Origin of the sequence: Pseudomonas cyclaminis (assembly GCF_015163715.1) — a bacterium.
GTDB lineage: Bacteria > Pseudomonadota > Gammaproteobacteria > Pseudomonadales > Pseudomonadaceae > Aquipseudomonas > Aquipseudomonas cyclaminis.
In genome coordinates this window covers 1-18141 of sequence record NZ_JADDUM010000186.1, presented here as the reverse complement: position 1 = coordinate 18141, position 18141 = coordinate 1, and the positions used below count along the sequence as shown (strand labels likewise).

The following is an 18141-nucleotide window of genomic DNA, read 5'->3' as shown; positions in this document are numbered from 1 at the left end:
CCACGGCTCTGCCAGGAGAACGCATGAGCCGCGCCTTGCATGACGTCGCGACGGGCACCCTTTTCGGGGTCGCGCTGAACTACCAGGGGTTGCTGAAACAGCACCTCGCCGAATTCGAACAACCGCCGTATCAGAAACCTCCGGTCAAGCCGGTGCTGTTTATCAAGACGCCCAATACGCGCAACCAGCACGGCGCCAACGTTGTGCACCCAGGCCAGGGCGAACGCTTGCAACCCGGCCCGGCCTTGGGCGTGGTGATGGGCAAGAGTGCCAGCCGCGTCAGCCAGGCCGACGCCCTCGATTACGTCGCCGGATTCACCATCATCAATGAATTCAGCCTGCCGGAAGACAGCTACTACCGCCCCGCCGTCAAAGCCAAATGCCGGGATGGTTTCTGCGCCGTCGGGCCAGAGTTGGTGCCCACCGCCCAGGTCGCCGACCCGCATAGCCTGGCGATCACGCTGTACGTCAATGGCGAGATTCGCCAGCACAACACCACGGCCACCTTCGTGCGCGGCATTGCGTTGCTGATCGCCGAAATCAGCGAGTTCATGACCCTGCACGCCGGCGATGTGCTGATCACCGGCACCCCTGAAGGTCGCGTCGATGTGCAGCCGGGTGACACCGTCGAAGTCGAAATCAGCGGTTTGGGCCGCCTCGTCAACCACGTCGTGGCCGAGTAAACAGGAGCTTCCATGAAACACGCCCGTATCCAGTTTGAAGGCCAGATCCACCTCGCCCATGTCGAAGACCACAACGCTGTGCGCCTGGCCGATGGTCGCCTGCTGGCCGAAGATCAAGTGCAATGGCTGCCACCGGCCACCGGCAGTATGTTTGCCCTGGGCTTGAACTACGCCGATCACGCCGCCGAGTTGGCGTTCAAGCCACCGACCGAGCCGCTGGCCTTCATCAAGTCGCCAGGCACCTACACCGGCCACAACCAGGTGACCTGGCGCCCGGACAACGTCGCCTACATGCACTACGAGTGCGAACTGGTGGCCGTCATCGGCAAGCCGGCACGCAACGTCAAGCGCGCAGACGCCCTGGACTACGTGGCGGGCTACACGGTGTGCAACGACTACGCGATTCGCGACTACCTGGAAAACTACTACCGCCCCAACCTGCGGGTGAAAAACCGCGACGCCACCACGCCCGTCGGTCCGTGGATCGTCGATGTGGCCGACGTGCCGGACCCGAGCAACCTGACCCTGCGCACCTGGATCAACGGTGAGCTGCGCCAGGAAGGCAGCACCAGGGACATGATTTTCGACATCCCTTACCTGATCGAATACCTGTCCAGCTTCATGACCTTGCAGCCCGGCGACATGATCGCCACCGGCACGCCGGAAGGCCTGGCCGACGTGGTGCCCGGTGATGAAGTGGTGGTGGAAGTCGAAGGCGTCGGCCGCCTGGTCAATCGAATTGTCAGCGAAACGGCGTTCTTCAGCGCCCGTAAAGAGGCTTGAGCAGCATGATCAAACACTGGATCAACGGCCGTGAGGTCGAAAGCAAAGACGTGTTCGTCAACTACAACCCGGCCACCGGCGACGCCATCGGTGAAGTCGCCAGCGGCGGCGCCGAAGAAGTGGCCCAGGCCGTGGCGGCGGCCAAGGAAGCCTTCCCGAAGTGGGCCGGCACGCCGGCCAAGGAGCGCGCGCGGCTGATGCGCAAGCTGGGTGAACTGATCGAACAGAACGTGCCGCACCTGGCCGAGCTGGAAACCCTCGACACCGGCCTGCCGATTCACCAGACCAAAAACGTGTTGATCCCCCGTGCGTCGCACAACTTCGATTTCTTCGCCGAAGTCTGCACGCGCATGGACGGGCACAGTTACCCGGTCGACGACCAGATGCTCAATTACACCCTGTACCAGCCGGTGGGGGTGTGCGCGCTGGTGTCGCCGTGGAACGTGCCGTTCATGACGGCCACCTGGAAGACCGCACCGTGCCTGGCGCTGGGCAATACCGCCGTGCTGAAAATGTCCGAACTGTCGCCATTGACCGCCAACGAACTGGGGCGCCTGGCTGTCGAAGCCGGCATCCCCAACGGTGTGTTGAACGTGATCCAGGGCTACGGCGCGACGGCCGGTGATGCGTTGGTGCGTCACCCGGATGTGCGTGCGATTTCCTTCACGGGCGGCACCGCCACCGGCAAGAAAATCATGCAGACCGCCGGCCTGAAAAAGTACTCCATGGAACTGGGCGGCAAGTCGCCGGTGCTGATCTTTGAAGACGCCGACCTGGAACGCGCACTCGACGCGGCACTGTTCACGATCTTCTCGCTCAATGGCGAACGCTGCACCGCCGGCAGCCGGATCTTTATCCAGGAAAGCGTGTACCCGCAGTTCGTCGCCGAGTTTGCCGCCCGCGCCAAACGCTTGATCGTCGGCGACCCGCAAGACCCGAAAACCCAGGTCGGCTCGATGATCACCCAAGCCCACTACGACAAGGTCACCGGCTACATCAAGATCGGCCTTGAAGAAGGCGCCACCCTCCTCGCCGGCGGCCTGGAACGCCCGGCCAACTTGCCGGCGCACGTGAGCAAAGGCCAGTTTATCCAGCCGACGGTGTTCGCTGACGTGAACAACACCATGCGCATTGCCCAGGAAGAAATCTTCGGCCCGGTGGTGTGCCTGATCCCCTTCAAGGACGAAGCCGAAGCCCTCAGGCTGGCCAACGAAACCGAGTATGGCCTGGCGTCGTACATCTGGACCCAGGACATCGGCAAGGCGCATCGTCTGGCCTATGGCATCGAAGCCGGCATGGTGTTCATCAACAGCCAGAACGTACGCGACCTGCGCCAGCCGTTCGGTGGCGTGAAAGGCTCCGGCACCGGCCGTGAAGGCGGCCAATACAGCTTCGAGGTGTTCGCCGAGATCAAGAACGTGTGCATCTCGATGGGCAGCCATCACATTCCACGCTGGGGCGTCTGAGCTACACCAGAGCGCCCTGATACAACAATAATTTCAGGAGAATCATCATGGGCGAAGTCGTCCTGGCTGCGAAAATCTGCCACGTTCCCTCGATGTATTTGTCGGAACTGCCCGGCAAGCACCACGGCTGCCGTGAAGCGGCGATTGCCGGCCACAAGGAAATCGGGCGCCGCGCCCGCGAACTGGGCGCCGATACCGCCGTGGTGTTCGATGTGCACTGGCTGGTCAATAGCGCCTATCACGTCAACAGCGGCGAGCACTTCAAGGGCACCTACACCAGTAACGAGCTGCCGCACTTCATCAAAAACATGGACTACGAATACCCAGGCTGCCCGGAACTGGGCGAGCTGATCGCCGCCGAAGCCAACGCCGCCGACGTGCGCACCCTGGCCCACAACATCCCCAGCCTGGAGCTGGAATACGGCACGCTGGTGCCGATGCGCTACATGCACATGGGCGTGCCGGACGATCAGAAATTCAACGTCGTCTCGATCGCCGCCTGGTGCGCCTGGCATCGCCTGCAAGACAGCTTCACCTTTGGCGCCGCCGTGCGCCGGGCCATCGAAAAAAGCGACCGCAAAGTCGTGGTGCTGGCTTCGGGCTCGCTGTCGCACCGGTTCTCCGACGACCGCAACGCCGAAGCCAATATCCATAACTGGACGCGGGAATTCGACAAGCAGGTCGACCTGCATGTGGTGGAACTGTGGCGCCAGGGCCGCTGGAAAGAGTTCTGCGCCATGCTGCCGGACTATGCCGAGCACTGCTTTGGCGAAGGCAAGATGCATGACACCGCGATGCTCCTCGGGCTGCTTGGCGGGCCGGATTATGACAAACCTGCAGAGATCATCACCGCGCCGTTCGGCAGCTCCGGCACCGGGCAGATCAACGCTGTTTTCCCGGTTTGAACAAGAACAGCCACTAGCTTCAAGCCGCAAGCTACAAGCCGATCACGCTCACTTGCCGCTTGAAGCTTGCCGCTAAAAGCTACCGACGCAGGAGGTTCCATGCCCCACTTCATCGCTGAATACACCGACAACATCGAACAGCAGGCGGACTTGCCCGGCCTGTTTGAAAAAGTCCACGCCGCCCTCGGCGACAGCGGCGTGTTCCCGCTGGGCGGCATCCGCAGCCGTGGCGTGCGCCTGGACACCTGGCGCATGGCCGACGGCAAGCACGACTACGCCTTCGTGCACATGACGCTCAAGGTCGCCATGGTCGCGACCTGGCAACCCGGCAGAAGGTCGCCGAACACCTCTTCGAGGTGATCACCGGACACTTTGCCGCGCTTCAGGCCCAACGCCTGCTGGCCTTGTCGTTTGAAATGATCGAACTGCACGAGCAGCTCAACTTCAAGCAAAACAATGTGCACGCCTTCCTCAAGGCGCAGGTGGGTTAGCACGCCCCGCCCGTTCACCTCATCGGCCTTCTCAGACAAAAAGTATAAAACCATGAGCACAGCCAATACCGCCGAGACCCTCGGCAGCGTCGCCCGCGACCGCACCCACGGCACCATCACCTGGCGGCTGATGCCGCTGTTGTTGATCTGCTACCTCTTCGCCCACCTCGACCGCATCAATATCGGCTTCGCCAAGATGCAGATGAGCGCCGACCTGAATTTCAGCGACACGGTCTACGGCTTCGGCGCCGGTCTGTTTTTCGTCGCCTATGCGCTGTTCGGCGTGCCAAGCAACATGGCCTTGGACCGTGTCGGTCCCAGGCGCTGGATCGCCACACTGATGGTGGTGTGGGGCGCATTGTCAACCTGCATGTTCATGGTCGACAGCGCCACGGGCTTCTATGTGCTGCGCTTCTTGCTCGGGGTGGCCGAGGCGGGTTTCTTCCCTGGCATTCTGGTGTTCTTGAACCGCTGGTACCCCGCCGGTCGACGTGCGCAAGTCACCGCTTTGTTTGCAATTGCGGTGCCCATGGCCGGGGTGATTGGCGGGCCGCTTTCTGGCGGCATCCTTGAGCATTTCCATGACCTGGGCGGCCTGCGCGGCTGGCAGTGGATGTTTGTCATCGAGGGCGCGCCGGTCATCCTGCTCGGGCTGGTGGTACTCAAGTGCCTGCCGGACAGTTTCGAAACCGTCACCTGGCTGACGCCTGCGCAAAAGCAGCAACTGCACGAACAACTGACGAAGGAAGAACAACGCAAATCCATCACCTCGTTCTCCGCGATTCTGCGTAACCCGCAAGTGTGGCTGCTGGTGGCGGTGTATTTCGCAGTGATGCTGGCGGTCAACACCCTGGCGTTCTGGATGCCGACGCTGATCCACGGCGCCGGCGTCGGCAGCGACGGCAAGGTCGGGCTGCTCAGCGCGGTGCCCTACCTGGCGGGGTGCTTTTTCATGATCGGCTGCGGGCGTTCGTCGGATCGCCAGCGTGAACGCCGCTGGCACCTGTGCGTGCCCTTGCTGATGGCGGCCGCCGGCATTGCCATTGCCGGGCTCGCCCCTGCCAATCCGGTCCTGGTGCTGGGTGGCCTGATCCTCGCCGGCATGGGTGCCAGCGCGGCGTTGCCGATGTTCTGGCAGTTGCCGCCGGCGTTCCTGTCCAACACCACCCAGGCCGCCGGTATTGCCTTGATCAGTTCCTTCGGCAGCATCGCGTCCTTTTTCGCGCCCTACCTGATCGGCTGGATGCGCGACACCACCCACAGCGCCAGCCTGGCCCTTTACGCCCTGGCGCTGCTGATTGCACTCGGCGGTTTGCTGGTGCTGCGCACCCAGGCCGCCATCGTCAACCCTCACTAAGAGACCCTTGTCATGCTTGATCAACAGCTTATCCAGCAAGCCGCCGCCCGCCTCGACCAGGCCGAACGGTCACGGGAACAGGTGCGCCAGTTTTCCCTGGAGCACCCGGCGATCACCATCGAAGACGCCTATGCCATCCAGCGCGCCTGGGTCGCCCAGAAGATCAAGGACGGGCGCAAGCTGGTCGGCCACAAGATCGGCCTGACTTCCCGCGCCATGCAGGTGTCGTCCAACATCACCGAGCCGGATTACGGCGCGCTGCTCGACGACATGTTCTTCGATGAGGGCACCGATATTCCCTTCGAGCGCTTTATCGTGCCGCGGGTCGAAGTGGAGTTGGCGTTCATCCTGGGCAAACCGCTCAAAGGGCCGAACGTGACGGTGTTTGATGTACTGGACGCCACCGAGTGGGTGATCCCGGCGCTGGAAATCATCGACGCCCGCATCCAGCAGATCGACCCGCATACCAACGCCACGCGCAAGGTGTTCGACACCATCTCCGACAACGCCGCCAACGCTGGCGTGGTCATGGGCGGACGCGCCGTGCGCCCCACCGAAATCGACCTGCGCAAGGTGCCCGCAGTGCTCTACCGCAATGGCGTGATCGAAGAATCCGGCGTGTCGGCCGCTGTGCTCAATCACCCCGCCAAAGGCGTGGCCTGGCTCGCCAATAAACTCGCCGCCTATGACGTGACCCTGCAACCTGGGCAAATCATCCTCGGCGGCTCCTTCACCCGCCCGGTGGCGGCCAACCCTGGCGATACCTTCCATGTCGACTACGACATGCTGGGCTCGATTGCCTGCCGTTTCGTTTAACCGGAGATCGCTCGATGGATATGCCTGTCAACACCTTCAAGCAACGCCTGCACAGCGGCGAAACGCAGATTGGCCTGTGGCTGGGATTGTCCGATGCCTACTGCGCGGAACTGGCCGCCAACGCCGGCTTCGACTGGCTGTTGATCGACGGCGAACACGCCCCCAACGACCTGCGCGGCATGCTCGGCCAGCTTCAGGCCGTGGCGCCCTACCCCAGCCATCCGGTGATTCGCCCGGTCATCGGCGATACCGCACTGATCAAGCAAGTGCTCGACATCGGCGTACAGACGTTGCTGGTGCCCATGGTGGAAAGCGCCGCGCAGGCCCGGGAGCTGGTCAAAGCGATCCACTACCCGCCCAACGGCGTGCGCGGCGTCGGCAGCGCGCTGGCACGGGCTTCGCGCTGGAACAGCATCCCCGGTTACCTCGACCAGGCCGATGCGCAGATGTGCCTGCTGGTGCAGATCGAAAGCCGTGAAGGCCTGGCCAACCTGGATGCGATTGCGGCGGTAGAGGGCGTGGATGGCGTGTTTATCGGGCCGGCGGACCTCAGCGCATCCATGGGCTATCGCGGCAACCCTGGGCACCCCGAGGTGCAGGCAGCGATTGAAGACGCCATCGCCCGTATCCGCAAGGCAGGCAAGGCCGCCGGGATTCTGAGCGCTGATCAGGCGTTGGCGCGACGTTATATCGAGTTGGGTGCCGCGTTTGTGGCGGTAGGCGTGGACACCACGGTGCTGATGCGTGGGCTGCAAAGCCTGGCGGCGGCGTTCAAGGGTTCGGCAGCACCCAGCAGCGCAGCCGGTGCAATCTACTGAGGATTATTGGGATAGAGATCAAAAAATCCCATGCGCCCCGTGCGTAGATACCGTCTTATCCAGCACCACACCCCAGCGCCCCCAACGCAGCCTCGCTTGCGCTCGGCAGATGCTACGACCCAAAGCTTGGGGGTTGCCCGGTGAGCGTCAAGACGGTATCTACGATGCGAAACGGGCGCTTGCCTGGTGAGGGTCTGCTGCACTCAGCGCTTCAGGGTTTTGAGCTCATTGAGCAACGTCAGCAGCGTCTGCAACTTCTCCTCGCCGAACCCGGCCTGCAAACGCTGATAATTGGCCTCCATACATTGGCTCATCGAAGCGAAACAGGCCTGTCCCTTCTCCGCCAACCGCACCAGCACCCGCCGCTGATCCTGCTGCGCCTTGCGCCGCTCCACCATCCCGGCGGCCTCCATGCGCACCAGCACCCCGGTCATGCTTGGCTTGAGGATGCACGCCAACTCTGCCAGGCGATTGATCTCCAGCTCATCGTGCTGGCTCAGGATGCGAATGACCCGCCATTGCTGCTCGGTCAAACCGTGCTGGTTAAGGGAAGGACGAAAAAAACCCATGGCGGCTTCACGCGCATGGAGCAAAGTAAGGGTCAAGGACTGGCGCGGTTTGGGCATGGGCACTGGCGTCACAACTAGTTAACAGATTAACAACATTCTAGCATTGGCCATTAGTCCCCGTGTGCAGCTTTACCGCCGGGCAGGATCCATGGGTGACATTGGCAGCCACGGTCAAGACCGACGGCACACAGAATCAAGACACCTACCGCTCGGAAGGCAGTTAATACACCCCAACAGGCACAGAGCTGTTTGTCGGCTCTGCAGTGAGTTCCCCTTCACTTTTCCAGGCTGCGCCATGATCAATATCGAAACGCCGACCTACTACTCGGCAACCAAGAAATACAACCTCAGCTTCCCGACCCTTGAACAGGACGTGGAAGCCGACGTGGTAGTGATTGGTGGCGGTTTCTCCGGCATCAACACCGCCCTGGAACTCGCTGAAAAAGGCATCACCAACATTGTGGTGCTCGAAGCGCGCTACCTGGGCTTTGGCGGCACGGGCCGCAACGGCGGGCAGATCATGGCGGGGATCGGCCATGACCTGGAAAAGATCAAGCAACAAGTGGGCGACGAAGGCCTGCGCCAGATCTTTGAAATCAGCGAGCTGGGCGCCGGCATCATCAAGGACCGCATCGCCAAGTACTCGATCGACGCCGACTTCTGCCACGGCTACGGCTACATGGGTTTCAACGCCCGCCAGGAAAAAAACCTGCGCGCCTGGGAGAAAGACTTCAAGTCGATCAACACCAAGGATGAAATCCGCTTTATGGCCGGCTCCGAGGTCAAGCAAATCATTGGTTCCGACGCCTATACCAGTGCGTTGCTGCACATGGGCGGCGGGCATGTGCACTCGCTCAACCTGCTGCTGGGCGAAGCCAAGGCGCTGGCCGGCCATGGCGTGCGCATCTACGAGCACAGCCCGGCGCTGGAAGTGAGTTATGGCGAGCGCATCACCGTGCGCACCGGGCGAGGCTCGGTCAAGGCGTCCAAATTGCTGTGGGCCTGTGACAGTTTCCTCAACAAACTCGAACCCGAGCTGCACAAGACCACCGTCAACACCTATGCCTTCCAGTTGATGACCGAACCGCTGTCGGACGAAATGATCCAGCGCATCAGCCCGATACGCGGCGCCTACAGCGACATTCGCCCGGTCATCGACTACTACCGCGTCACCAACGAAAACCGCCTGCTGTTTGGTGCCGCCACGCCGTTTGTCGAGCATATCCCACTGGACCTCAAGGCCTGGAACCGCAACCTGATGCTGAAGATTTTCCCGTACCTCAAGGACGTGAAGATCGACCTGGCCTGGGGCGGCCCCATGGCCACCGGGGCCAATCTGTTTCCGCAGATCGGCACCCTCAGCGGCCGCCCGAACGCCTTCTACGTGCAGGGTTACGCCGGCTTTGGCGTCACGCCCAGCCACATCATCTGCAAGGTCTTGGCCGAAGGCATGAGCGAGGGCTCATCGCGCTACGACCTGATCAGCTCGGTCAAACATGCGCAGATCCTGGGCAAGGACCATATCCGCCCGCTGCTGCTGACCGCCGGCAAAAGCCTTCATCAACTGTCGGGTTACTTCAACGGTCGTCGTTGATGCCCACCGTTTTATTCTCAGGAGAACTGCCATGCCCATTACCACGCTCAAGAAAGACATCCAATTATCCGACCTCGATGCCTGGGGCACTGTTGCCGACCTCGGCTCCGAAATCCTTGAAGGTGAAGTCAACGCCTTCGGCAAAATGACCTTTGGCGCACCGACCGACCCGGTCAGCAGTGCCTATTTCGGCACCACACAAGGCAAGTTCCGCATGGTCTATCCGTTCGCGGAACAGGCCACCGTGGTCACCGGCGAAGTGGTGTTGACCGATGAAAGCACCGGCCAGAGCACCCGCTACAAGGCTGGCGACAGCTGGTTCGTGACCAAGGGCACGCCAGTGCTGTGGGAGGTTGTGAGCGAGAGTTTTGTGAAGCATTATTTCGCAGTTGTCTGATGGTTCTGGCTGCCGGCTTCGGTCGGCAGCGTTTTCTCCGGCGCAGGTGACCGACCATGCACGCCATCCCAGCTCAGGAAGTCGCCGGCCATTGCCTGCAGGCGTTCACCCAGCTCGTGCCCGCCAGCCAGGCGGCGTTCTATTGTGTCGACCGCCAGCTCCAAGCCCGCGACTTCCGGTTGCACGGCATGAGTGGCGAGATGCACCGCGACTACCTGGACAACTACCGGCAGTTCGACCCGTTGCAACCGCGCAATTGCCTGTCCACCGGGCTGGCCGTGGTCCCGCTGGGTCTGGCCATGGCCCGGCAACCCCTGCGCGACAGCCGCCGCTATTGGGACTTTCTGGCGCGTTACGGAGTGGTCGACGTGGTGGAAATTGTCGCCCATCGCGCCGACCAGCCTCAGGCCGCCATCTCGTTACTGCGCACCGCCGCACAAGGCGCCTTTACCCCCGACCAATTGGCGCAACTGAATGCCTTGCAGGCCTTGCTGCAAATGGCGGTGGCCAACATGCAGCCCTGTGACGATGCATTGGCCGCCTTCACCCCCAAAGCAGCGGCAGATCGCGTGGTTATTGCGTCAAGGCGCAAGCAACAAGCAACTGGCGCTGGAGCTGGACATCGGCCTGCCCACCATCAAGACCCACCTGATCCATCTGTTCCGCAAGGCGGGCGTGAGCAACCGCACCGAACTGGTGGCAGCGCTGTTTCTGTAGCGGGCTCAACCATTCGGTTGATAGGCGGGCGCGCTGCTCCCCCCCATGCTCCGGGTTGTCCATCCAACCCACCGGAGCCATGCAATGACTACCCCATCCGACTGGATCACCGTAGGCGCCCTCGCCGACGGTTTCGCCCCTGACGCGTTCATCCTGCCCAACCTCGCCGACCTCAACGGCAAGACGTTCACCCTGCACTTCGCCAATGGCTGGCAGATCGAGCACCGCTTCGAGACCGAAGCGCTGCACTGGCATGCCGCCGATGGACATTCCAGCGGTTCGGCCGCCTACCGCGCCACGTCGGTGCGACCGGGGCTGTACCTGGTCGACTTCATCAAGCACGAAGCCGGCCAGGCGTGGTCGATCAGCCTGGTGCTGGACACCGCCACGGCGTCGTTCACCGCCGTGATCGGCCGCATGCCGCGCCGCGAGCAGACTGAAGAAGGCCTCTACAGCCGCGCCCTGGCCGGCAAGGCGTTGACCTCGGTGGAGGTGGACTTCCTGCACGGCAGCCTGGATCAACCCTGGCAGCCCGGAATCTGCCCTCACACGCCAACCCAGGAACTGACCGGTGTGCGCAATCTGTATCGCTACAGCCCCAGCGAAGTCTACGAGCACATCTACTTGAACGATCAGTTCTACGCCTGGCAATGCATCAAGGGCGTTGAGCAAGGCCTGTGCGATACCGACCGCTGCCACTACTACAAAATCGCCGACGAGCTGTACCTGTTTGTCTGGCGCGAAAAAATCATCCCGACCCTGGGCCTGGTCTTGATCGACCTGCAACAGCACCGCAGCGACGGCAAGATCTTCGGTTATGCCGATGGGTCCTTCGCTGAGCTGTCGAACTTTCCGGTCAGTTCCTATTGCCAAGTGCTCAACCGCACGGAGTATCCCGATGCCTGATCCACGCACTGTCGTCATCACCGGCGCAGGCACCGGCATCGGCGCCGCCTGCGCCCGGTTGTACGCCGCCGAGGGGGCCAACCTGGTCCTGATCGGCCGGCGTCGCGAGCCGTTGGAGCAGGTGGCCGGGGAAACCGGTGGCCTGGTCCTGGTCGGCGACGCGGCCTGCCCCGACACCTGGGAAGGGTTTATCGCACACATTCGCACGCGCTATGGCCGACTCGACGTGCTGCTGGCATGTGCCGGTGGGCACGGCGTCGGCAGCGCCAGCCAAACCAGCCCGTCCACCTGGGAAGCCGCCTTGCGCAGCAACCTGGACAGCGCGTTCTACAGCGCCCGCGCCTGCCTGCCGCTGCTGATCGAAAGCGCCGGCAATATCGTGCTGCTCGGTTCCATCGCCGCCCTGGCCGCCGGGCCTGAAGTCTGCGGCTACACGACCGCCAAGCATGCGCTGCTCGGGCTTAACCGCTCGCTGGCACGGGACTACGGGCCACGCGGTGTGCGGGTGAACGTGGTGTGCCCAGGTTGGGTGACCACGCCGATGGCCGATCAGGAGATGCAGCCGTTGATGGACTTTTACGGTGACACCTTGCCGCAAGCCTATGCCCGCGTCTGCGCCGACGTGCCGCTGCGCCGCCCTGCCAGCGCCGACGAAATCGCCAAGGTGTGCCGCTTCCTCGCCAGCCCCGACGCCTCAATCATCACCGGCGCAAGCGTGGTTGCGGACGGCGGTTCGAGCATCGTCGACGTACCGACGCTGGCCTATGCCCATCTGGAGACCGCCCATGCCTGAAGACTTGAATTTCAGCAGCAAAACCGTGCTGGTCACCGGCGGCGCCCAAGGCATCGGCCAGGCTATCGTCGAGGCATTCGCCTGGCGCGGCGCGCGGGTGATGATCGCCGACCTTCGCCTGGCGCAAGCCCAGGCACTGGCCGAAGACTTGTGCGTGCGGGGCTGCCGGGTCGAAGCCATGGAACTTGATCTGGCGAGTACCACCGCCGTGTTCGACGCCGTCAAGGCCATAGACCAGGACTGGGGGCGCCTGGATATCCTGGTGCACAACGCCGGCTATTTCCCCTTGACCCCCTTCGCCCAGATCACCCCCGCCGTGCTGGAACGCACACTCGCGGTCAACCTCTCGGCGCTGTTCTGGCTGACCCAGGCCGCCTTGCCGATGTTCCAGCGCCAAGGCGGCGGCTGCGTGCTGGTCACCTCATCGGTCACCGGGCCACGGGTAGCCTATCCGGGCCTCAGTCACTACGCGGCGTCAAAAGCTGGGGTCAACGGGTTTATCCGCAGCGCGGCGCTGGAACTGGCCGGCGACGGGGTGCGGGTCAACGGCGTAGAACCTGGGATGATTGCCACACCGGCCATGGGCAACCTGGGCGATGGCCAAGTCAACGCCGACATCGCCAGCCGCGTGCCGCTCGGACGGCTCGGTGCCGCTGAGGATATTGCCGGGGCGATGCTGTTCCTGGCGTCCGACCTGGCGGCTTACATCACCGGGCAGACCATCGTGGTGGATGGCGGATCGACGTTGCCCGAGGTGAAATAACCTCTGCCGGATCAACTGTGGGAGAGGGCTTGCTCCCTCCTACATTTTGATCATGGTGTGTCCGTGGAATAGCGCCCGGCCCTTTCCAGCATCGACAGTGAATCACCGAACACCCGCGACAACGCCGCCAGCCGTCTGACGTAGCCCTCGGCCGTCGAATAGATCAACTCCACATGCAGGCTGTCGACGATGCCCAGGTAGGCGTCGCCAAACACCTCGAGCGCCTCGGGCTGTAGCGTGCTGTATCGACCTTGCGCCGCCGCCTGAAAGTCTTGGCGTATGCAGGCCAGGTAACCCTCAAACCCTGCGGTGATGACGCTGCGAATCTGCGCCGGCGGAAAGTACGCCGTGCGCAACAGAAAGCGCAGGTGCGCCGAGCCTTCGTAGCGTGCGATCAAGCGTTCAAGGTGCACGTGCCCCGGCATCCCCGAGTGTCCCGCCTCCTCCTTGAAACAGCCTGCGATGTGCTGATGCTCATGGTCCAGGGCAATCTGGAAGACCGTCTGGAACAGGACGTCCTTGCTCACAAAATGCGCATACAACGAGGCCTTGCGCATGCCCGCCCCGGCCGCGATTTCACTCAGCGACGAGGCGTCATAGCCGTGGTCGGCGAAGTGTTCGACCGCCACCGCACAAATTTTACTGGCCGACAGGCTGAGCGCTTTCATTGATCGACCGATAACCTAAGCCGCGCCGACCGCTTGTTGCAGGTGGGTCGAACGAAAGTCTTTGGGCGACAGCTCGAATTGCTTCTTGAACGAGCGACTGAAGTGCGCCGAATCGGTGAAGCCCCACTTGTAGGCAATCGAGGTGATCGACTCGCTCTTGAGAAATGGGTTGGTCAGGTCGTCCGCGCTGCGCTTGAGCCGCGCCCGCTGGATGTAGCGGCAGACGCTGTCGTCCTGCTCTTCAAACAGGCGATACAAGTGTCGTACCGAGATGTTCAGCCGATTCGCCAGGCCCACCGGGCTCAAGCCCGGTTGGGTCAGGGACTCCTCGATGACTTTCTGCACATAACTGCGCAGGTTGCTGCCTTGCAATGAAGCGGCGCTGTCACCCTGGGTGTTATCCACGTCAAACGCCGAACCCAGCAAGGACACAAACGCCGCCTGCAATGCCTGGGCCTCTTCCATCGAATCCTGACCCTCCAGCCCTTCCCGGCACAATTGGTCCATCAGCACATGGAGCATCCGCCCACAGGCCTTGCTCGACGAGATCTTGCCGAAGGTTTTCGAGGCGTTGCCCAGTTGCTTGCAGACTTCGTTGCGCGAGAGGGACAGCGACGCGTGTTCGATCAGGCCAAACGGGCTGATCTCGATTGAGCCGGTGGAATCCATCAGCAGCATGTCACCTGGAGCCAACTGGATCACTTCGTCGTTCTGGGTGATCTGGCAATAGCCGCTGCGCTGGCTGACGAGGAAGCAATGCTGGTCGTTGTCGTGATCGGGGTTGGCCCGTACGCGCTTGATCAGGCCGGCATTGGTGCGCAGGGAGGCCAGTGACAGGCAGCCCCGAGAGAGCGTCGACACCTCGCCGATGAACAGCGAACGGTTGAAGGCCAGTTCAGTGTCGAAATGGCCGCAGGCCGCTCGCAAATCCTGAGTCCAGGTGTCCAATCCAGGGTGCGCAGATTGATAGGTGCTCATGGCAACTCCACAGTGGCTTCTTGTTTTTGTCGGCCAATAGTTAACATGTTATCTATATAGGCGCAACAACTACGTAATGCCGTCTGTAGAAGCAGTAATGATGCCAAGTAACCAAAAATCAGAACGCGCCCAGCGCCCGCTTCAATCCCGTCAGAACATCGAACAAAGCCCCTCGCTGCGCGCCGCTCAAGGCGATGTAGCGACGAAACGCAGGCATCCGATTGACCACCTCGCTGCCTCCCATGTGTTCAAGCCGTACCTGCCACAGCAGACCGTCCAGTTCGATGCGCAGGCGCTTGAAATCCAGCACCATCAATGCGTGATGCAGTGCCTGATCCTGCATCAACGCAACTTCCAGCCTAGGCAGCAAGGTCGCGCGCCCGCCCGTTGCCGAAACCCCAGCCCCGTGCGCCGAATCGACCCGCGGTGGTGCAACTCAAAACGTGCATTGCCCTGCTCTGAGGCGGGCACCTTGATCACGAATTCAGTCATGACCAGGTGCATCAGCAACTGCGATTCAGTGCGCTCGCCTACCGCCACTTGCAGGTCGCTATCACCCAGGCCGAACACCGCGCCAGTGGGTCCCGTCGAGGTGAAACCCGCCAGGCCAAGGTTGCGTCGCAGGCACTCAAGCGTGACGCCGGGCCGATACCCGGCCGGGGCGCGTTGGCACTGAACAGCTCAGACAGCTTTTGCAGCATGCTCGATATACCCGTGGTGAGGGTTGCCAGGCTCATGGGAAAACTCCTTGGCCAGCACGTCTTCTACCGACGCCGGCTTGAATGGATTGACCTTCTGCACCACCAATGTCCAGAACAGCGCATAGGTCGCGGTGATCCCGAGCATCACGCCAAACGGCACATAGATGTCGGCGGGATTCATGCCCGGTGGGGTGATGAACCACATGCCCAGCAAGATGCCGACGCTGGACAGGATCTGCGGCAACGGGAAGAACGGCGAACGATAGGCCCGAGGCAGATCAGGACGACGAACGCGCAGGATCACCACCGACAGCGTCACCAGCAGGTAAGAGAAACTCCACGCACACACCGCCGCCAGCACCAGGTGCATGATGTTGTCGGTATTGCCGCCCAGCCACAGCGCATACAGGCACGGGATCAGCATCGCCACCAGGATGCACACCAACGGTGTCTTGAAGCGCGGGTGCAGGTAGGTGAACACCTTGGGCAATGCACCGTCCACGGCCATGCCGTAGAGAATCCGCGGCACGCCGGCCATCAGTGTGTTGATGGTGGCGGCACCGGCAAACAGAAAACCGATCCCCAGCCACAGCGGCCCGACCTGCCCCATGACCTGCTCGGCAAACCGGGGAATCGCCATCGGCGTGTCGAGCAGGTGCACGCCCGAGGCGGCGTCCAGCAGCACGTTTTCGACTTGGCGCTTCATCGCCGCACCATAGATGAACATGCAGGTGGCCACGCTCAGCAAGCCCAGAATCATCGCCTTGGGCATCACCTTGGCCGAGTTGCGCAGGTCCGGGGCCAACGGTGTGACGAACTCACAGCCGACAAACATGAACATCGCCATGCCCACCAGCGACAAAATAGTGATCAGGTCAGTGCCCACCAGCGACACGCCGAACCAGCCCTCCAGTTGCACCGCCGGTGCCGCAATCAGGCTCATCACGCCAAACACCATCAGCGTGGTCCACATGCCGAAGGTCAGGATGATCTCGGCCCGGCCAAAGGCGCTGACCCCGAAGGCATTGAGGATGCCGAACACCACGACGAACCCGACTCCCAGCAACCAGGAGCCGCCGGCCGATTCCGCCAGGGTATTGAGGTGCTCGAAGTTCACCAGGGCCATGACCCCGGACAGAATGGTCTCGGCGGTGCCGGCGAACACATGCACGATCAGGTACGCGGACAAGGTGCCGGTGATCGCAAAGAAACGCCCCATGCCGCAATTGATGTAGTCGTAGACCGAACCGGTGGTCGGCAGGATCGAGGCGGCCTCGGCAAAGGTGGTCGCCTGGGCCAGCATCATCACCACCGCGATCAACATCGCCACCGCAAAGGCGCTGCCGCCGATCCCGAAACCCATGGTTGCGGTAAGAATCACCGGGCTGGCCATGATCAGGCCAATGGTGCTGGCCAGCGCGGTCGGAAAGCCGACGCTGCCTCGTTTCAAATGCTGTGTGAGCCGGTCATTGATCGACATGGTGCGGATCCTCGAAAGCGGATTTCTCAGTGGATGCATCGAGCCGTACAAGGAGCTGGCGATAACGCCCTCCCCAGCCAGTCCCTGATCGAAACGGCATCGAGCAAAATCACTGTGCGCCCAGGACGGGCCGAACGTCTTGCCCATGTCTGCCGCCACTTTTGTTGCTGCCTGCCAGCGCCTGCGGCTGGGCTGCCTCAAGGCGACCCTGCTGGAAAGCCTCACGGTCGTGCCCGCTTTCTAGTGTTTGTGCTGATGCAACATCGTCTGAATCTGATGGGTCGCCTGGCGGGTGTTTTCCGCCAGCTTACGCACCTCATCGGCCACCACTGAAAACCCACGGCCGACCTCACCCGCCCGCGCCGCTTCAATGGCAGCGTTCAAGGCCAGCAGGTTGGTCTGGTCGGCGATGCCCTTGATCACACTCACCACGGTGGCAATCTGGCCGTAGGTTGCCTGATTGTGCTCCAGCAACTGCTGATGGGTGGTCTTGGCCGACTGTTCATCACTGATGTCGCGCACCGCGCCGATTACCCGCGTCAACTGTCCCTGGGCATCACGCACCGCCCGCCCGCGCTCGCGACACCAGATGTAGCCACGGCTCTTGTGGCGCATCCGGTATTCGAATACATACTCGCCGCTGCCATGGGACGCGAGGATTTCCCGGTCGAAGATCGCCATGATCTTGGGTAAATCATCGGGATGGGTGACGCTCACCTGAGCGTCCCAGCCATCGGGCAGCTCATGGGGAGCATAGCCCAGCAGCAGGCGAAACTGACTGAAAATCCGCATCTGGCTGCCGGGGTTCTGCACGTCACCGTTGACCACGGTGATGTCCCAGCAGCCTTCAGTCATGGTGGAGAGCAGCAGCTCCCAGATCTGCGTTTCCTGTTGATGCTGATCGCAAAGCCGCCGGTATTGCTGCACCTCGGCGTCCAATGCCCCCTCACGCTGGCGGGCCTGCTCCAGTTGTTGTCGAAGGGTTTGAAGGGCCTGTTCGCTGATTGCCTGCCGGGCGGCCTGGTCCCTGGCGGCGGCCTCGGCGAGCAGCCGTTGGTGGTCTGCCTGTGCACGCTGTTGAGCGAGCTGTTGCCGGAGAGACTCCGCCAGGTCCTGCATCGGCTTTTTTTTTCTTGAAGAACATCGGTCTGTCCTTTGCGCATCGAGTCTAAACCCTGGATCTGATCGCAAACCGACAGTGATTGCTTGTACGAGCCTGCAAGGGGACTTGCGCCTGGCTGCCACACACGATGCGG

At 62.2% G+C, this 18141-nt stretch carries 17 protein-coding genes and 5 pseudogenes; 14 read left to right on the top strand and 8 right to left on the bottom strand.

The window, feature by feature from the left end:
* Positions 1-23 precede the first annotated feature (23 nt).
* From IQK56_RS21655 to hpaI, 8 genes and pseudogenes are all read left to right on the top strand, one after another.
* Complete coding sequence (locus tag IQK56_RS21655) at positions 24-683, top strand: fumarylacetoacetate hydrolase family protein (protein ID WP_193863635.1); 660 nt, start codon at positions 24-26, stop codon at positions 681-683.
* A 12-nt stretch (positions 684-695) separates the two neighbouring features.
* Positions 696-1466, top strand: coding sequence for a fumarylacetoacetate hydrolase family protein (locus IQK56_RS21650; RefSeq protein ID WP_193863636.1), 771 nt, complete (start codon positions 696-698; stop codon positions 1464-1466).
* Positions 1467-1471: 5 nt separating this feature from the next.
* Positions 1472-2932 carry a 5-carboxymethyl-2-hydroxymuconate semialdehyde dehydrogenase gene (hpaE, locus tag IQK56_RS21645; RefSeq protein ID WP_122308259.1) on the top strand — a complete coding sequence of 487 codons (1461 nt, stop codon included), beginning with the start codon at positions 1472-1474 and terminating at the stop codon, positions 2930-2932.
* A gap of 47 nt (positions 2933-2979) precedes the next feature.
* A complete protein-coding gene (hpaD, locus tag IQK56_RS21640) occupies positions 2980-3837 on the top strand; it encodes a 3,4-dihydroxyphenylacetate 2,3-dioxygenase (protein WP_150676221.1) in 858 nt (285 codons plus the stop codon).
* 99 nt (positions 3838-3936) lie between these two features.
* Positions 3937-4328: pseudogene (locus IQK56_RS21635) on the top strand (tautomerase family protein).
* Between the two features lie 52 nt (positions 4329-4380).
* Positions 4381-5685, top strand: a complete 1305-nt coding sequence (locus tag IQK56_RS21630; protein ID WP_150761252.1) for an MFS transporter — start codon at positions 4381-4383, stop codon at positions 5683-5685.
* A gap of 12 nt (positions 5686-5697) precedes the next feature.
* The gene (hpaH, locus tag IQK56_RS21625) at positions 5698-6501 is read left to right on the top strand and encodes a 2-oxo-hept-4-ene-1,7-dioate hydratase (RefSeq protein ID WP_112194652.1); all 804 of its coding nucleotides are present in this window, start codon (positions 5698-5700) and stop codon (positions 6499-6501) included.
* A 14-nt stretch (positions 6502-6515) separates the two neighbouring features.
* Positions 6516-7319 carry a 4-hydroxy-2-oxoheptanedioate aldolase gene (hpaI, locus tag IQK56_RS21620; RefSeq protein WP_150676222.1) on the top strand — a complete coding sequence of 268 codons (804 nt, stop codon included), beginning with the start codon at positions 6516-6518 and terminating at the stop codon, positions 7317-7319.
* Positions 7320-7522: 203 nt separating this feature from the next.
* Here hpaI and hpaR read toward each other — a convergent pair whose 3' ends face one another.
* On the bottom strand, positions 7523-7945 hold the full coding sequence (hpaR, locus tag IQK56_RS21615; RefSeq protein WP_099584498.1) for a homoprotocatechuate degradation operon regulator HpaR: 423 nt from the start codon (positions 7943-7945) through the stop codon (positions 7523-7525).
* A gap of 238 nt (positions 7946-8183) precedes the next feature.
* Between hpaR and IQK56_RS21610 the strand changes: the two genes are divergently transcribed.
* From IQK56_RS21610 to IQK56_RS21585, 6 genes and pseudogenes are all read left to right on the top strand, one after another.
* Positions 8184-9482 carry an NAD(P)/FAD-dependent oxidoreductase gene (locus tag IQK56_RS21610; RefSeq protein WP_193863637.1) on the top strand — a complete coding sequence of 433 codons (1299 nt, stop codon included), beginning with the start codon at positions 8184-8186 and terminating at the stop codon, positions 9480-9482.
* A 31-nt stretch (positions 9483-9513) separates the two neighbouring features.
* Positions 9514-9879, top strand: coding sequence for a cupin domain-containing protein (locus IQK56_RS21605; RefSeq protein ID WP_150676224.1), 366 nt, complete (start codon positions 9514-9516; stop codon positions 9877-9879).
* A gap of 56 nt (positions 9880-9935) precedes the next feature.
* Positions 9936-10596 (top strand): annotated as a pseudogene (locus IQK56_RS21600) (response regulator transcription factor).
* Between the two features lie 84 nt (positions 10597-10680).
* Positions 10681-11502: a molybdenum cofactor biosynthesis F family protein gene (locus IQK56_RS21595; RefSeq protein WP_150761255.1), complete on the top strand. Its 822-nt coding sequence runs from the start codon at positions 10681-10683 to the stop codon at positions 11500-11502.
* Entirely contained in the window at positions 11495-12295 is an 801-nt protein-coding gene (locus IQK56_RS21590; RefSeq protein WP_193863638.1) for an SDR family NAD(P)-dependent oxidoreductase, read from the top strand. Before IQK56_RS21595 ends, IQK56_RS21590 begins: the two co-directional genes overlap by 8 nt.
* Positions 12288-13058, top strand: coding sequence for an SDR family oxidoreductase (locus IQK56_RS21585; RefSeq protein ID WP_193863639.1), 771 nt, complete (start codon positions 12288-12290; stop codon positions 13056-13058). Before IQK56_RS21590 ends, IQK56_RS21585 begins: the two co-directional genes overlap by 8 nt.
* 50 nt (positions 13059-13108) lie before the next feature.
* Here IQK56_RS21585 and IQK56_RS21580 read toward each other — a convergent pair whose 3' ends face one another.
* The 7 genes and pseudogenes from IQK56_RS21580 to IQK56_RS31820 form a co-directional block, all read right to left on the bottom strand.
* Positions 13109-13726 carry a TetR/AcrR family transcriptional regulator gene (locus tag IQK56_RS21580; RefSeq protein WP_150676229.1) on the bottom strand — a complete coding sequence of 206 codons (618 nt, stop codon included), beginning with the start codon at positions 13724-13726 and terminating at the stop codon, positions 13109-13111.
* A 15-nt stretch (positions 13727-13741) separates the two neighbouring features.
* Complete coding sequence (gene feaR, locus IQK56_RS21575) at positions 13742-14704, bottom strand: transcriptional regulator FeaR (RefSeq protein ID WP_150761259.1); 963 nt, start codon at positions 14702-14704, stop codon at positions 13742-13744.
* A 118-nt stretch (positions 14705-14822) separates the two neighbouring features.
* A pseudogene (locus IQK56_RS21570) lies at positions 14823-15274 on the bottom strand (DUF3156 family protein).
* Entirely contained in the window at positions 15235-15441 is a 207-nt protein-coding gene (locus IQK56_RS31915; RefSeq protein ID WP_482827675.1) for a hypothetical protein, read from the bottom strand. Before IQK56_RS31915 ends, IQK56_RS21570 begins: the two are co-directional and overlap by 40 nt.
* Positions 15386-16885, bottom strand: a complete 1500-nt coding sequence (locus tag IQK56_RS21565) for an APC family permease (RefSeq protein ID WP_193863640.1) — start codon at positions 16883-16885, stop codon at positions 15386-15388. The genes IQK56_RS31915 and IQK56_RS21565 overlap by 56 nt, the downstream gene beginning before the upstream one ends.
* Before the next feature lie 252 nt (positions 16886-17137).
* Positions 17138-17395: pseudogene (locus tag IQK56_RS31825) on the bottom strand (methyl-accepting chemotaxis protein); the annotation flags it as partial.
* Positions 17396-17434: 39 nt separating this feature from the next.
* Positions 17435-17677, bottom strand: a pseudogene (locus IQK56_RS31820) (PAS domain-containing protein); the annotation flags it as partial.
* Between the last annotated feature and the right edge of the window lie 464 nt (positions 17678-18141).

What these genes read in the sequence shown, in the direction of transcription:
- IQK56_RS21655 (WP_193863635.1), top strand. Translation starts at nt 24, where the DNA reads ATGAGCCGCGCCTTGCATGACGTCGCGACGGGCACCCTTTTCGGGGTC.
- IQK56_RS21650 (WP_193863636.1), top strand. Translation starts at nt 696, where the DNA reads ATGAAACACGCCCGTATCCAGTTTGAAGGCCAGATCCACCTCGCCCAT.
- hpaE (WP_122308259.1), top strand. Translation starts at nt 1,472, where the DNA reads ATGATCAAACACTGGATCAACGGCCGTGAGGTCGAAAGCAAAGACGTG.
- hpaD (WP_150676221.1), top strand. Translation starts at nt 2,980, where the DNA reads ATGGGCGAAGTCGTCCTGGCTGCGAAAATCTGCCACGTTCCCTCGATG.
- IQK56_RS21630 (WP_150761252.1), top strand. Translation starts at nt 4,381, where the DNA reads ATGAGCACAGCCAATACCGCCGAGACCCTCGGCAGCGTCGCCCGCGAC.
- hpaH (WP_112194652.1), top strand. Translation starts at nt 5,698, where the DNA reads ATGCTTGATCAACAGCTTATCCAGCAAGCCGCCGCCCGCCTCGACCAG.
- hpaI (WP_150676222.1), top strand. Translation starts at nt 6,516, where the DNA reads ATGGATATGCCTGTCAACACCTTCAAGCAACGCCTGCACAGCGGCGAA.
- hpaR (WP_099584498.1), bottom strand. Translation starts at nt 7,945, where the DNA reads ATGCCCAAACCGCGCCAGTCCTTGACCCTTACTTTGCTCCATGCGCGT.
- IQK56_RS21610 (WP_193863637.1), top strand. Translation starts at nt 8,184, where the DNA reads ATGATCAATATCGAAACGCCGACCTACTACTCGGCAACCAAGAAATAC.
- IQK56_RS21605 (WP_150676224.1), top strand. Translation starts at nt 9,514, where the DNA reads ATGCCCATTACCACGCTCAAGAAAGACATCCAATTATCCGACCTCGAT.
- IQK56_RS21595 (WP_150761255.1), top strand. Translation starts at nt 10,681, where the DNA reads ATGACTACCCCATCCGACTGGATCACCGTAGGCGCCCTCGCCGACGGT.
- IQK56_RS21590 (WP_193863638.1), top strand. Translation starts at nt 11,495, where the DNA reads ATGCCTGATCCACGCACTGTCGTCATCACCGGCGCAGGCACCGGCATC.
- IQK56_RS21585 (WP_193863639.1), top strand. Translation starts at nt 12,288, where the DNA reads ATGCCTGAAGACTTGAATTTCAGCAGCAAAACCGTGCTGGTCACCGGC.
- IQK56_RS21580 (WP_150676229.1), bottom strand. Translation starts at nt 13,726, where the DNA reads ATGAAAGCGCTCAGCCTGTCGGCCAGTAAAATTTGTGCGGTGGCGGTC.
- feaR (WP_150761259.1), bottom strand. Translation starts at nt 14,704, where the DNA reads ATGAGCACCTATCAATCTGCGCACCCTGGATTGGACACCTGGACTCAG.
- IQK56_RS31915 (WP_482827675.1), bottom strand. Translation starts at nt 15,441, where the DNA reads ATGAGCCTGGCAACCCTCACCACGGGTATATCGAGCATGCTGCAAAAG.
- IQK56_RS21565 (WP_193863640.1), bottom strand. Translation starts at nt 16,885, where the DNA reads ATGTCGATCAATGACCGGCTCACACAGCATTTGAAACGAGGCAGCGTC.